Below are 12,279 nucleotides of genomic sequence, written 5' to 3' on the forward strand. Positions count from 1 at the left end.
CATTGGGAAGGAGTCTGGCAATGTCTATTCTAGTTTTGGGCGGTGCGGGCTACATTGGTTCGCATGCCGTCTATCAGCTGATTGATGCGGGGGAAGACGTGATCGTTGTCGACAACCTGCAGACCGGACACAGGAAAGCGCTGCATCCGGACGCTAAATTCTACGAAGGCGATATTCGCGACAAGGCGTTTCTCGATTCCGTGTTTAAAAAAGAGAACATTGAGGGCGTCATCCATTTTGCCGCCAATTCGCTGGTCGGCGAATCGGTCGAAAAACCGCTGAAGTATTTCAATAACAATGTCTACGGCATGCAGATCCTGCTGGAAGTAATGAAGGACAACGGGGTGCGGCACATTGTCTTCTCGTCGACGGCGGCGACTTACGGCGAACCGGAACAGGTGCCGATCACCGAGGAGATGCCGACGCTGCCGACCAATCCGTACGGCGAGACGAAGCTGGCGATGGAAAAAATGATGAAGTGGTGCGACCGCGCCTACGGTATGCGCTTTGTCGCCCTGCGCTACTTCAACGTGGCCGGCGCGAGCAAAACGGGCAAAATCGGTGAAGACCACCACCCGGAAACGCATCTGATGCCGATTGTGCTGCAGGTGGCCGCCGGCGAAAGGAACAAAATTTCGATTTTCGGGGACGACTATCCGACAAGGGACGGCACCTGTATCCGTGACTATGTGCATATAGAAGATCTGATTGCCGCACACCGGCTGGCGCTCAGTTACCTGCTTGAGGGCGGCAAAAGCGATGTGTTCAATTTGGGTTCAAGCGAAGGCTTCTCCGTGAAAGAAATCATTGAGGCAGCACGCAAAGTAACGGGCAGGGAGATTCCGGCGGAAGTGGCGCCGCGCCGCGCCGGCGATCCGAGCACCCTGATTGCCTCTTCCGAGAAAGCGAAGAAGATTCTCGGCTGGAAGCCGGAGCACACGAACATTCCGGAAATCCTGGCGGACGCCTGGGAGTGGCACAGCAGCCATCCGAAGGGCTACGCCACTGTAAAAACAAACTGAGAAAGCGTCCTTATCTGTTCACCGGAAGCGGCTATTTCCCGCAGAATTTCGATGCTGGAAAATTTTGATTTCCAAGATTGTCGACAGAGTTTTGACACAAAAGAGATTTCGATGTACAATCATATCACTAACCAATTGAATACATTCTTATCCAGAGTGGTGGAGGGACTGGCCCGATGAAGCCCGGCAACCCAATTGTTATATTAATTCAGGTGCCAATTCCTGCAAAATCCGTATTTGGATTTTGAAAGATAAGAGAAGAATCGGATCGATAAAGCTTCTCTTAGCGGGAAGCTTTTTTTATTGCCGGATTTCTTTGGAAAGAAGTATCTGAAGGTTGGAAAACATAGTAATCACGTAAAAAATATAGGGGGAAAACAGATTGAAAAAGTTTACAAAAGTCTTGTCGGCTGCCTTGATTGTTTCATTGATTTTTGTACTGACCGCGTGCGGCAGCAGTTCTTCAGGCGGATTAAGCACGAAGGATATCACTGTCGGTGTAACCGGCGGCCCGCACCAGCAAGTCATGGAAGAAGTGGCCAAGCTGGCTAAAAAAGACGGGCTCACCATTCACTTGAAGGTTTTCAATGATTACAACACACCGAATACGGCGCTGAATGATAAAGAGCTGGACGCAAACAGCTATCAGACAATGCCCTTTCTGAAGAATCAGATTTCGAACAAGGGTTATAAGATTACAGACGCATTTAAAACAGTCGCTTTTCCGATGGGCATTTATTCAAAGAGTATTAAAAGTCTGAAGGATCTTAAAAACGGAGACAAAATTGCCGTGCCGAATGACCCTGCTAATGAACTTCGTGCGCTGAAGCTGTTTGAGAAAGCCGGCGTTATTACGCTGAAAAAGGGTTCAGGCATAACGTCGACGAAGAGAGATGTCGTCAGCAATCCGAAAAACTTGCAGATCGTTGAACTGGATGCCGCTCAGCTTCCGGCGCAGCTTAATGAAGTGGCCGCCGCAGCGATCAATACGAACTTTGCGATGGGCGCCGGTCTGACGGTTTTAAAAGATTCCATCTTCCATGAACCGCTGGTTAACAACCCATACTCTAACTATTTTGTCGTTCGTACCGATAACAAGAATGACAAAGTCGTTAAACAGATTGAAAAATACTATCATTCTACTGAAGTCAAAGCATTTATTCAGAAAACGTTCGGCGGTTCTGTTGTTCCTGCATGGTAAGGAGGAAGCATTTTGATCAAGCTGGAGCATGTGTCAAAAACATTTAAAGTGGGCAAAAACAATATTGAAGCTTTGAAAGACGTATCTGTGGAGATTAATAAAGGCGAGATCTTCGGCGTGATCGGTTACAGCGGGGCGGGAAAAAGTACATTGATTCGCTGCGTGAATTTGCTGGAGCGGCCGACCGCGGGAAAAGTATTTGTCGATGACGTAGATATCCTGTCCCTCGATAAGAAGGGCCTTCAAAAACTGCGCCGGAAAATCGGGATGATATTCCAGGGCTACAATCTGCTGGCGACGGCCAATGTTTATGAAAATGTGGCGATTCCGCTTAAATTGGAAGGCGTTCCTAAAAATGAAATTAAAGCCAGGACTGAAAAGTATCTGGAGATTGTCGGCCTGAGCGATCGCAGCCAGGCGTTCCCGAGCCAGCTTTCAGGCGGACAAAAGCAGCGCGTTGCGATTGCCCGCGCTCTGGCCCATGAGCCGGAAGTGCTGCTCAGCGATGAAGCGACGAGTGCGCTTGACCCGAATACAACGGATTCGATCCTTGAACTCCTGCTCAAGGTGAATAAAGAACTCGGCATTACGATCTTCCTGATCACTCATGAACTGAATGTGATTCAGCGCATTTGCGACAGGGTCGCTGTGATGGAGAAGGGGCAAATTGTTGAAACGGGATCGGTTGTGGACATATTCGCTCGGCCGAAAGAGGCGATGACCAAACAATTTGTCCGCGGCGAATCGCGCTTCAGCATTCCTCCGAAACTGCTGAAAGATTTACTTGCTTCAGGTAAACTGGTAAATCTGACTTTTCTGGGCGAATCGGCGAAGGATCCGGCTCTTGCCACCCTGGCAAAGCGGTTTGATGTACTTCCAAGCATCATTGCCGGCGGTATCGATCAATTGAAGGATCAGTCGATCGGCAACTTGCTGGTCCATCTCAAAGGGGAGCCGGAGCAAATTGAAGCGGCGGTCCGTTTTTTGAAAGACGAGCGGATTATTGTGGAAGAGGTGAACGGCTGACATGTCAGACTTTTTGAATCAGTGGGGCGGCTCTATTTGGCAGGGATTTGTAGAGACGATGCAGATGACTGTTATCTCTCTGATCATTTCCATTCTGATCGGAATCCCGTTAGGCGTTTTTCTTGTTCTGACGCGCAAAAGCGGTCAGGCGGAGAATCTTCCTGTCTACACATTTCTCAACGCGTTCATTAATGTGATCCGGTCGATTCCTTTTATCATTCTGTTATTTTTTATCCTTCCGTTTACGAAGCTGGTCGCCGGAACGACGATCGGCGTTCAGGGGGTCATTGTTCCTCTTGTCGTAGCCTGTGCGCCGTACATTGCCCGTTTAATGGAATCAGCCATGCTTGAAGTCGATCGGGGGATTATCGAGGCGTATCAGTCGATGGGCATCTCCACACCGAAAATCATCTGGAATGTGATCATTCGCGAAGCGCGTTCCTCGATTATTCTCGGCCTGACGATCGCAACGATCGGATTGATCGGCGAAACAGCGATGGCAGGCTTTGTCGGCGCGGGCGGCCTCGGTGATCTTGCTTACCAGTTCGGCTATGTCCGTTTCCAGCCGGATGTGATGTATGCCGTGATCATTATCCTTATCGTCATCGTCCAAATTCTCCAGTCGGCTGGCAACGTGGTTGCAAGAAGACTGAAGAAAAACTAGAGCAAAAAAATCGATATGGAATATGCAGCCGGTCCGCAAAAAACAGCGGGCCGGCTGTTTTTTGATGTCTAAGATTCGGAGCAGTTTTCAAAATTAGGAACAACTATCTGTGAATTCGGAGCAACTTAATCCTGATTCAGAGCAACTTCGTACGGATTCGGAGCAGTTTTCAAAATTAGGAACGACTTTCTGTGATTTTTGGAGTAACTTTTCCTTGATGAGCAGGATGCACCTTTTTTAGTATGGTCAGTGGCGATTGCTGCCATGAGGCGATTTCATGTCTAATCGGAGTGATGCTTTTCTGGTTGGGGGCGATTGATCGAGATTTTGGGTCGGTCATTATTTAGCTCTTGACAAAAAAATTGACATTATTTTCAAAAGCGTGTAAATTGATTATCGAGGATAATGTTAAACTGATTTAACATTATGTTTATTCGACCATACATTCCTGGTCTGGGGTGATTGATTTTTGCACATTCGAAATCGTGTTAAAGAGCTTCGAGCGCGCCATGATTGGACACAGTCTCAATTGGCAGACAAGGTTGGCGTCACAAGACAGACGATTGCCTCTATTGAAAAAGGGGATTATGTACCGTCGCTGCTGCTCGGTCTTCTGATCTGCAATGCGTTTGAACTCCCGATGGAAGTAGTATTTCAATTAAATGGAGGGGAAGAACATTCATGAAAAATCTGAGAATCTCTTTTGTTCTTTGCTTATTATCGCTTATTTTTTTAGGGCTTGCTACGATGCCTCTCATTTCCCTAGCTGTCCAATTTGCTGAAGTGATAAAATCTAATGCGGATACTTGGAACATAACGGTAAGCATGATGCCGATCCTGCCGTTCTTAATTCTCAGCATTGCAGCGCTGATTGTCTATTTTTCAAAGGGGAAAAGACAAAGACGCTCGTTTTGGCTGTGGCCTATGGTGACACCTGCAGACGACGAGCGGGAACGGGCGATCAGTGCCGAGGCATGCCGAAAGGCGTTTGGGGCCGTATGGTTTGCCGCTCCGCTTTGTGCGATTTTAATCACTTACTATCCTTTTTTTACCGGTAAGTTTCCGATTTTTCCTGTGATTATCGTTCTTCTGATTCCGCTGGTACAAATGACTGTTTATTTCATAGCAGTGAGGAAAATATATCGTTCCTAGAATACGCGGATCGTTTGCCTTCTAAAGAATGGTAAAGCGTCGGTAAGATGATAGAATAAGGATGATGGTGAAGCCTATTCAAGAAGGTTTACATGCTTGTCGTGGCGCTGATGGTCTGAATAGGTTCAATTAAGCCAATCACGGGAGAATAGTGGGATGGAGAACAAAAAAATCGATCTATTAATTATGAGAGGGCTGCAATGGATACTCAATGTTGCGTTGGCCGCGCTGGCCGTCATTCTTAGCGTGGCGCTGATTAAAGAGACAGTCCAATTTTTTTCCTATTTGATGTTAGAAGGAAATGCCTCTTATGATCATTTGCTTGAGGGTATTCTTGTCTATTTCCTTTATTTTGAATTTATCGCACTGATCATCAAATATTTTCAGGCGCATTACCATTTCCCGCTTCGCTATTTTGTATATATTGGGGTGACGGCGATCGTGCGCCTGATCGTGGTCAGCCACAACGATCCCCGGTCGGTGCTGTTGTATGCCATAGCGATTCTTGTACTTGTCGGTGCGCTTTACATCGCCAACACCAAGCTGCTGAAAAGGGAGTAGGACGATCTGTTTCGTAAGAATGCGAGACGAGCGTAAGCCTCCGGATTTCAAAGAAACCGGAGAGGGGAAAAGCGGACTGCTGCACAAGTTTTTCCTGTCAGCCTCAATTGCTGTGATTTTCTCGGAAGGGTTGTGAAGACCATAAATCTTAGAAGGATATCTCGGGAAGGATATGCTGCCTTTCTAAGGATAAAAAGAGCATTCAGCTTAATAAAGAAACTGAATGCTCGCTTTTAATCGTTGAAGTGAACGCTTTCAACTATAGGTGGAAATTACATCAGTCGTGATAGGATTCAGCGATCGCATCGGCGGTCACAATCGCGTTGAACACATCATCCGGAGTGACCTCGAACGGCATGTTGCCCATCGTGTCGTTTTTCGCGCAGGACAGCTCGGCTACCTTACGCCATTCGTCTTCCTTGAATTCCTTGAGGCCGAGGTCTTTCAATGTAAGCGGAAGTCCGACAGCTTTAATGATTTTAATGACTTCTTCCATTTCATCCTGAGGCGCGTTTTCAAGAACAAGCTGTACAAGGAGAGCGAACGTTACCTTTTCACCATGCTGAACGCGGTGCAGCGAGGGGACTGCCGTCATTCCATTGTGGATGGCATGAGCCGCAGCCAACCCGCCTGATTCCGCACCGACACCGCTCAGGTAGATGGTGGCTTCAATCGTTGCTTCAACGGCCGGTGTCGACAATTTTCTTTCAACGGCGCGCAAAGCCGGGATCGCGTTGCGGCGGATCGTGTCGTAGCAAAGCTTTGCAAGTCCGACACCGACAAGAGAGGGTTTCAGATTCGCAAGATTGATCCCATTTGACCGGTAGCAGGCACGTGCTTCGAAATAGGTCGTCAATCCGTCGCCGATGCCTGCGGCGAAGAAACGGGTCGGCGCAGCGGCAAGAATGTCGGTGTCCGCGATAACCATGTCCGGGTTGCCAGGCAGGTACAAGTAATGATCGAACTGTCCTTCATCTGTATAGATGACTGCGATAGACGTGCACGGGGCATCGGTTGACGCAATCGTCGGATAGATGACAACCGGCAGTTTTTCATAATAGGCGACCGATTTTGCCGTATCCAGTGTTTTCCCTCCGCCAATGCCTACGATGACGTTTGCCCCGGCTTCACGCGCCAGTTTGCGGTTGCGATCGATTTCCGTCTGCGAACATTCATAATTGAATTTCTCGAAAGCGGCCTTTTTTCCGGAAGCTTTGAATGAAGCCCCGGCTTCTTCAGTTGCCCGATCGACGATAAATTCATCACAAACGAAGTAAGCGCTGTCACCCAATGGTGAAATATAGTCGCTGATGTTAGCCAGAATGCCTTTTCCGACAATAAACTTCTTTGGCGAAGTCACTGATTTTGCCAGTTTTTCAGATTTCACTGATGCGGTTACACCTAACATGATTCATCATCCTTTTTCCTTCATTTAACAAGTTAAATTATAAATACTGTTAGTACAGATTACTAGTGAAAACGCTTAATTTAGTGAAATTTTTATGAACTATAGCAAAATATGCCCTTGTTCGACCAGTATATGGATGAACGATCATTGACAAAATCATAAAATGCGTTGATGAACTGATGATCGGTTTGTAAGAATTGCAGCTAACTTTGTCAATAATGATCAGGAAGATACATGGCTATTGAAATTGTCGGACACATAGGGTATGTTTTTGTTGAGAGACTATGAACGGGGTTATCCGGACTGTGAATAGCCAAATAAAGGTGACTAAGGGGTAGAAAAATGGAAAAAGTGCTTGTATTCGGACATAAGAGCCCGGACACGGATGCGATTTGCTCGGCGATCGCGTTCGCTGATCTGAAAAAACAGCTGGGGGAAAATGTGGAAGCAGTTCGTCTCGGCGAGCTGAACGGTGAAACGGAATATGTCCTGAACTATTTTAACGTCGAGGTACCGCGCCTTGTCAAGACAATTTCTAATGAAGTGCCTGCGGTTTATCTTGTCGACCATAACGAACGGCAGCAAAGTGCGGACGATATCGGCAAAGTTGACGTACTCTCCGTTGTCGATCATCACCGGATCGCGAATTTCGATACGAAAGCGCCGCTTTACTATCGGGCGGAACCGGTCGGCTGCACGGCGACCATTCTCAATAAACTATACAAGGAAAACGGGATTTCCGTTCCGAAGACGATTGCCGGTCTGATGCTGTCGTCGATCATTTCCGACACGCTTTTGTTCAAATCGCCGACCTGCACGGATGAAGATGTGAAAGCGGCCCGTGAACTGGAAAAAGTTTCAGGCGTCGAAGCGGAAACCTACGGATTGGACATGCTCAAGGCCGGCACGAATATCGCCGACAAGACGGCTGAAGAGCTGATCCACCTGGATGTAAAGCCATTCGAAATGGGCCATTATACGGTTGAAATCGCCCAGGTCAACGTCGTCGATACGAATGACGCTTTGTCGCGCCAGAAGGATCTCGAAGCCGCGATCAACAAGGAAATCGATGAGAAAAATCTCGATCTGTTCCTTCTCGCCGTGACAAATATCCTGACGAGCGACTCAGAAGCTTTGGTTCTCGGCAAAGCCGCGGCAGCCGCTGAGGCCGCCTTCAACGTGAAGCTGGTCAACCATACAGCAGCACTGAAGGGCGTCGTATCCCGCAAGAAACAAATTGTTCCTGTTCTGACTGAAGAACTGACGAAATAAAAAAAGATCCAGCAGCTCTGGAAGAAAAGGGAGCAGTGAGGGTACAAACGTGCCCTCCTGCTCCCTTTTTTATTACCCAGATAAAAAGAACAATAAACAGCCGTGCAAAGTCTAGAATAATAGAGATTTTTCTTCTGAAATATGAAAAATAATCCACAACTCATCATGACCACAATTTTATAGCAAAAAGAGTTCTCTGCTGTTGGCCTGAATAATGAACATTATTGCCTGGTAAATATATTTGCTTTAAATTTGTAATGGCCTTAGAAAAAAATCCACACATAAGATTCCATGTCATTCAGATGCTGATCGATCAGGTCCTTTTCTACTTCAGACGGTGCGTACACCATAAACAAAATGTTACGGGTCTGATCCGTGTGCGCTTATCAGGTCCTTTCATCCACCAGCGATCAGGCTCGTCAGTAGCGGCAGAGATCGTTAAAATTATATAATGGAAAGTGTTTTAAGAGTCGACACAGGTGTTGTTGCTTGTGATTACTGGAATATTCAGAGTTGTGAAGGAGATGCATGGAGTGGAAACGAATGTTGTCATTGAGACCCTTTTAAGTCACCGGTCCATTCGCAAGTTTAAAAATAAAGCATTGACGGAAGATCAGGTGAGACTTCTGGTAGAGAGCGCCCAGGCCGCTTCGACATCAAGTTTTACACAGTCCTACTCGATCATCGGGATTGACGATCCGGACATCAAAAAACAGCTGCGGAAGATCGCCTACGACTCGGATTATGTCGAGCATAACGGCTACTTTTTCGTTTTTGTGGCGGATCAGTACCGGAATAAAGTGATCGGTGAAGAATATAGAAAGGATACCTCCGCCCTGGACACGACGCAGCGGCTGATCGTCGCGTTCGGCGATGCGTCCTTTGCGGCACAGAACCTGGCTGTCGCTGCGGAATCGATGGGGCTTGGTATCTGCTACATCGGCAGCATCCAGAATGATATCAATAAAACAGCAGAAATCCTGCAGCTGCCGGAAGATGTTTATCCAATTTTCGGCATGGCTGTCGGTTACCCGGATCAGGATCCGGAGAAGAAGCCGCGTCTGCCGCTCGACATCGTTTTCCATCGGAATCATTACAATCCAAAACCTTCGTCGAATTCTCTCAAGGCCTATGATCAGGAAGTCGCACGTTATTATCAAACACGGTCCGGCGGGACGCGTGAAGAAACCTGGACCGGCCAGATTGCCGGAGGTCTTGAGATGCCCTACCGGAAAGCATTGAAACCTTTCCTCGAAAAACAGCGCATGGGCTTGCGCTAAAAAATGTTCGGTATGGCTTTATTCCAGGCTGTTCTGCAGATTTTGTGGCTCAGCATGACCGAGTTTGTATCGCTTATCGGAGGCCTCGTGATCGGGGGCTTTATTCTTGGCTATCTGGAACGGCTGTCCAATCGCCTGGTCATCGACACCTTTGGTATGAAGGGAATATACTTTACGGCATGGCTGGGCACGCCGGTTCATGAGCTGGGCCATGCCGCTATGTGCCTGCTCTTCGGACACAGGGTGACCGGAATCAAACTACTTCAGGCCAATCGATCGGACGGAACGATCGGCTACGTGACCCACACGTACAATCCGGGCAGCCTCTACCAGAATATCGGCAATCTGTTTATCGGACTTGCGCCGCTGATTAGCGGCGGCCTGGCCATCTTCGCCTGCGCCCGTTTTCTTGTGCCGGGCGGTTCGGATGTGATTGCCCGCTATTTTTTCACTGGAACGCAGGCGTTCTCTCTTGTTGATCCGCGGACATGGTGGGATCTGCTATTCGCGGATCGCGCTGTTTTCCAAAATTTTTTTGCCGGTGAAAACCTGATCCGCCCTGCCTTCTGGCTGTTCATTTTTCTTGCGGTCTGTATTTCTTCGCGCATGTCACTGAGCCCTGAAGATATCCGCGGGGCGAGAAGCGGGGCCGGAGCTATGTTCCTGCTTATTGTGCTTGCCAATGTGCTGAATGCTGCTCTGGATCCGTCGCTGCACCGGCAGATGATGGTATGGATCGGCCGGTTTAATTTTTGTTTGCTTATTCTGCTCAGCGTGTCTGTGTTTTTCTCATGCCTGACGCTGGCCGTCAGCAGTTTGTTTTACCGAATCGGGAGCCGTTTTAAATCCTTTGGATAACGGGAGAGGGATGGAAGAATGAGTATCTATAAGGGCTATGTTGGAACGTATACAAAGGGAGACAGCGAAGGCATTTATTCGTTTGTTCTGGATACGGACAGGCAGGTACTTGATGGGGTGGAGCTTGCGGCGAAGCTCGACAATCCGACTTATCTGGCGGTAAGCGAAGATGATAGAAGGCTTTATTCGGTCATTAAAAAAGACGCTTTCGGCGGCGTGGCCGCCTATGCTGTTGATTCGGCAGGACAGCTGGAAAGCCTGGGCGAGCAGACAGCCGAGGGCGCGCCGCCATGCTATGTCGGCGCGGATCGGGAAAATCGTCACGTGTTGTCGGCCAACTATCATAAGGGGACTGTTGATATATACCCCATTGGAAAAAATCGCGGCATCGACCCCGCATCAGATAGCGATCATCATGAAGGATCCGGTGCGAACCGGTCAAGGCAGGAAGGACCTCATGTCCATTTTGCCGATTACACGCCCGATGAACGATTTGTTGTTGCCGTTGATCTGGGGACGGATAGTCTGACCACTTATCGGGAGGCGGGGGGAAAGCTGATCCGGCAGGATGTCCTTACTTTTAAGCCGGGCACAGGGCCGCGGCATCTTGTTTTCCATCCGAAAGCGCCGTTTGCCTACGTTATGTCGGAAATCAGTTCCGAAGTGATCGCGCTGCGTTTCGATGCAGCATCCGGTCATTCTTCCGTTTTTCAGACCGTCAGCGCGCTGCCCGCCGATTTTCACGGTCACAATCAGGGAAGCGCGATAAAAATTTCGTCGGACGGACGATTCGTCTATGTTTCGAACCGGGGCGCCAACAGTATCGCTCTGTTCAGGACAGACAAGGAATCGGGAGCGCTGACACCGGTTGACCACGTTTCAACGGAAGGCGAGTGGCCGCGCGACTTCGCGCTTGATCCGTCGGAGCAGTTCCTGATTGCCGCCAATCAGAATACAGGCAACCTCGTTCTCTATACGCGGGATCGGGAAACCGGGCGGCTGGCTGCGACAGGTTCCGAACTTGCGGTACCCGATCCGGTCTGCGTCAAATTTTTGCATACTCCAAGGTAAATTTGGATTTAAGATTGAGTCTGACGTAGACTTTTCACTTAAAAGTCGCTGTCAGGCTTTTTTATGTAAAAAAGAAAGAAAAATATTAAAAGATGAACGGCGTCTAGTAGAAGAAAAACCTGAAAAAACTTCATCAAAATTATCAGAAAGTTCACCCAAAATCTGGAACTTCATCTGAATCGTCACAAGGTTCATCCTAAATCCAAAACTTCATCCAAATTTTCAGAAGGTTCATCCTAAACGACGAAAAGTTCATCCCAATCCTTTGATTCATTCCCTTTGAATTTGCATGGTATGTGTTTTGATGCGCAACAAAAAATGAAACAGCTTTATTTTGATAAAATCATCTTTATTGTCAGCCATCAAGATTGTTAAAGAAGTTTTGCTATGCATATGCTGAATGATCCGATGTATGAGCTGTTTCCGGAAGTCTTAAGCCAGATTTTTCAATTCTTCTTCCACTTTCCGTTCAATTTTTACCAGACAGTCCTCAACGGTTTCCGCAAATATTCTCTGCCCGTTCACAATAGCAAAGGGACGCAGACTGCACATTCCGCATATATTCAAACAGTCGTAGCTCATAACGGCTACTTCCGGATGTCGGGCTATTTTTTCCAAATGTTCAGACGTCAGTAAATTGTAGTCACAGATTTCGATCAGGATCATGCCCAGACCCGTATCCATATGGCAACCTCCTTGACATAAAGTCGGGAAAACATTACGTTATATTTTATAAACCAAAACGTTTCTGAAATCAAGGCACA

Annotated in this window: 13 protein-coding genes and 1 riboswitch; of the genes, 11 read left to right on the top strand and 2 right to left on the bottom strand. The window is 47.8% G+C overall.

All coding sequences use genetic code 11. The annotated features are described in order from the left end of the window. Window positions 1-20 precede the first annotated feature (20 nt). From galE to psiE, 7 genes are all read left to right on the top strand, one after another. Window positions 21-1,022, top strand: a complete 1,002-nt coding sequence (galE, locus tag IEX81_RS07810) for a UDP-glucose 4-epimerase GalE (protein ID WP_188802521.1) — start codon at window positions 21-23, stop codon at window positions 1,020-1,022. A gap of 144 nt (window positions 1,023-1,166) precedes the next feature. Then, window positions 1,167-1,280: riboswitch (SAM riboswitch) on the top strand. A gap of 124 nt (window positions 1,281-1,404) precedes the next feature. Beyond that, window positions 1,405-2,223: a MetQ/NlpA family ABC transporter substrate-binding protein gene (locus IEX81_RS07815; protein WP_188802522.1), complete on the top strand. Its 819-nt coding sequence runs from the start codon at window positions 1,405-1,407 to the stop codon at window positions 2,221-2,223. A gap of 12 nt (window positions 2,224-2,235) precedes the next feature. Continuing rightward, complete coding sequence (locus IEX81_RS07820) at window positions 2,236-3,249, top strand: methionine ABC transporter ATP-binding protein (RefSeq protein ID WP_188802523.1); 1,014 nt, start codon at window positions 2,236-2,238, stop codon at window positions 3,247-3,249. 1 nt (window position 3,250) lies between these two features. After that, window positions 3,251-3,913, top strand: a complete 663-nt coding sequence (locus tag IEX81_RS07825) for a methionine ABC transporter permease (protein ID WP_188802524.1) — start codon at window positions 3,251-3,253, stop codon at window positions 3,911-3,913. A 469-nt stretch (window positions 3,914-4,382) separates the two neighbouring features. Next, window positions 4,383-4,598 carry a helix-turn-helix transcriptional regulator gene (locus tag IEX81_RS07830; RefSeq protein WP_188802525.1) on the top strand — a complete coding sequence of 72 codons (216 nt, stop codon included), beginning with the start codon at window positions 4,383-4,385 and terminating at the stop codon, window positions 4,596-4,598. Next, window positions 4,595-5,065, top strand: a complete 471-nt coding sequence (locus tag IEX81_RS07835) for a hypothetical protein (RefSeq protein WP_188802526.1) — start codon at window positions 4,595-4,597, stop codon at window positions 5,063-5,065. Before IEX81_RS07830 ends, IEX81_RS07835 begins: the two co-directional genes overlap by 4 nt. A 156-nt stretch (window positions 5,066-5,221) precedes the next feature. Beyond that, the gene (psiE, locus tag IEX81_RS07840; RefSeq protein WP_188802527.1) at window positions 5,222-5,626 is read left to right on the top strand and encodes a phosphate-starvation-inducible protein PsiE; all 405 of its coding nucleotides are present in this window, start codon (window positions 5,222-5,224) and stop codon (window positions 5,624-5,626) included. A 277-nt stretch (window positions 5,627-5,903) separates the two neighbouring features. Here psiE and IEX81_RS07845 read toward each other — a convergent pair whose 3' ends face one another. Next, a complete protein-coding gene (locus IEX81_RS07845; RefSeq protein WP_188802528.1) occupies window positions 5,904-7,034 on the bottom strand; it encodes a glycerol dehydrogenase in 1,131 nt (376 codons plus the stop codon). A gap of 342 nt (window positions 7,035-7,376) precedes the next feature. Between IEX81_RS07845 and IEX81_RS07850 the strand changes: the two genes are divergently transcribed. The 4 genes from IEX81_RS07850 (at window position 7,377) to IEX81_RS07865 (ending at window position 11,515) form a co-directional block, all read left to right on the top strand. Continuing rightward, on the top strand, window positions 7,377-8,306 hold the full coding sequence (locus IEX81_RS07850; RefSeq protein WP_188802529.1) for a manganese-dependent inorganic pyrophosphatase: 930 nt from the start codon (window positions 7,377-7,379) through the stop codon (window positions 8,304-8,306). Window positions 8,307-8,839: 533 nt separating this feature from the next. Next, entirely contained in the window at window positions 8,840-9,586 is a 747-nt protein-coding gene (nfsA, locus tag IEX81_RS07855; RefSeq protein WP_188802530.1) for an oxygen-insensitive NADPH nitroreductase, read from the top strand. Between the two features lie 12 nt (window positions 9,587-9,598). Continuing rightward, a complete protein-coding gene (locus tag IEX81_RS07860) occupies window positions 9,599-10,444 on the top strand; it encodes a M50 family metallopeptidase (protein ID WP_229727519.1) in 846 nt (281 codons plus the stop codon). A gap of 18 nt (window positions 10,445-10,462) precedes the next feature. Further along, the gene (locus IEX81_RS07865) at window positions 10,463-11,515 is read left to right on the top strand and encodes a lactonase family protein (RefSeq protein ID WP_188802532.1); all 1,053 of its coding nucleotides are present in this window, start codon (window positions 10,463-10,465) and stop codon (window positions 11,513-11,515) included. A 432-nt stretch (window positions 11,516-11,947) separates the two neighbouring features. Here the strand turns inward: IEX81_RS07865 and IEX81_RS07870 are convergent, their stop codons facing one another. Then, window positions 11,948-12,199 carry a YuzB family protein gene (locus tag IEX81_RS07870; protein WP_188802533.1) on the bottom strand — a complete coding sequence of 84 codons (252 nt, stop codon included), beginning with the start codon at window positions 12,197-12,199 and terminating at the stop codon, window positions 11,948-11,950. Window positions 12,200-12,279: the final 80 nt, after the last annotated feature.

Source organism: Sporolactobacillus putidus, from assembly GCF_014647035.1.
Taxonomy (GTDB): domain Bacteria; phylum Bacillota; class Bacilli; order Bacillales; family Sporolactobacillaceae; genus Sporolactobacillus; species Sporolactobacillus putidus.

Coding starts and splice junctions, on each gene's coding strand:
- galE (WP_188802521.1), top strand. CDS start 21: ATGTCTATTCTAGTTTTGGGCGGTGCGGGCTACATTGGTTCGCATGCC.
- IEX81_RS07825 (WP_188802524.1), top strand. CDS start 3,251: ATGTCAGACTTTTTGAATCAGTGGGGCGGCTCTATTTGGCAGGGATTT.
- IEX81_RS07835 (WP_188802526.1), top strand. CDS start 4,595: ATGAAAAATCTGAGAATCTCTTTTGTTCTTTGCTTATTATCGCTTATT.
- psiE (WP_188802527.1), top strand. CDS start 5,222: ATGGAGAACAAAAAAATCGATCTATTAATTATGAGAGGGCTGCAATGG.
- IEX81_RS07845 (WP_188802528.1), bottom strand. CDS start 7,034: ATGTTAGGTGTAACCGCATCAGTGAAATCTGAAAAACTGGCAAAATCA.
- IEX81_RS07850 (WP_188802529.1), top strand. CDS start 7,377: ATGGAAAAAGTGCTTGTATTCGGACATAAGAGCCCGGACACGGATGCG.
- IEX81_RS07860 (WP_229727519.1), top strand. CDS start 9,599: ATGGCTTTATTCCAGGCTGTTCTGCAGATTTTGTGGCTCAGCATGACC.
- IEX81_RS07865 (WP_188802532.1), top strand. CDS start 10,463: ATGAGTATCTATAAGGGCTATGTTGGAACGTATACAAAGGGAGACAGC.
- IEX81_RS07870 (WP_188802533.1), bottom strand. CDS start 12,199: ATGGATACGGGTCTGGGCATGATCCTGATCGAAATCTGTGACTACAAT.